We start from the raw sequence: 782 nt of genomic DNA, 5'->3' as shown, positions 1-782 counted from the left end.
AAGAAACCGCGACCGCCGCAATGGACGAAAGTAGTGTGGCACTTAAGTAAAGCACGATCACGGTGCCAAAGTGATTCTTCGAGCCGGATCGGTATTTTGAAATTGCCGACATAATCAGCAGAAATACCAGTAATGGCGCGATTACTTTTAACGCCCCAACAAATAACTTCCCTAAAATATCGATAAAGGACCAGGAGGGTACCAATACTCCTAACACTGCCCCAACAACGATTACGATGACAATTTTCAGAATCAGCGACACATCTTTGTACCGTTTATACATCTTGGCCCCTCCTCCATAAAAAATTAGCGTTCAATGAGAACACTTTTTAGTGTGCCCTAATTCTGCGGTGACTGCAAGTTATTTTTATCGAAATCGGCACAACTTTTTGTGGCGTTTCTCCGATCATGATCGTCCCCGCTTTTTTGCCAAGCAAAAACACCGATGCCCAACGACATCGGTGTTTACTACTAGACTTCTAGACTTTGATTCTTTGCCAAAATGACACGATTGTCATTTCGAACCACTTTTCAGTGAAGCCTTAACTCATTATTCAACTGTCTTACCTAAGCGCTTCTTCTTAGGTGCTGCCTTAGCCGCATTGGCATCGGCATCTTTATAACCGAAGAAGTAAACCAAGAGAAAGGCGGCAACCAAGGTCACAACCGAAGCAATCCAGAATCCGGCAAAGTTGCCTGGATTGTGTGCCCAACCCGGAGCAGCAAATGATGGAAAACCGATGAAGCTGCCAGTGAATCCGTACATCGAAACACCTAACAGG

The 782-nt window shown here is 44.8% G+C and carries 2 protein-coding genes; both read right to left on the bottom strand.

Annotated features, from left to right (window positions below; all coding sequences use genetic code 11):
- Positions 1-283 (bottom strand): cation:dicarboxylate symporter family transporter (locus GSO_RS16160; protein ID WP_010493898.1); only part of this gene is annotated, 283 nt, incomplete at its 3' end.
- A gap of 267 nt (positions 284-550) precedes the next feature.
- A partial coding sequence (locus GSO_RS16155) for a hypothetical protein (protein WP_044113034.1) occupies positions 551-782 on the bottom strand: 232 nt, incomplete at its 5' end.

The sequence above is a fragment of the Lacticaseibacillus zeae DSM 20178 = KCTC 3804 genome (assembly GCF_000260435.1).
GTDB lineage: Bacteria > Bacillota > Bacilli > Lactobacillales > Lactobacillaceae > Lacticaseibacillus > Lacticaseibacillus zeae.
Note: the sequence above shows the minus strand (reverse complement) of the source record. Positions and strands in the feature narration are given on the sequence as shown.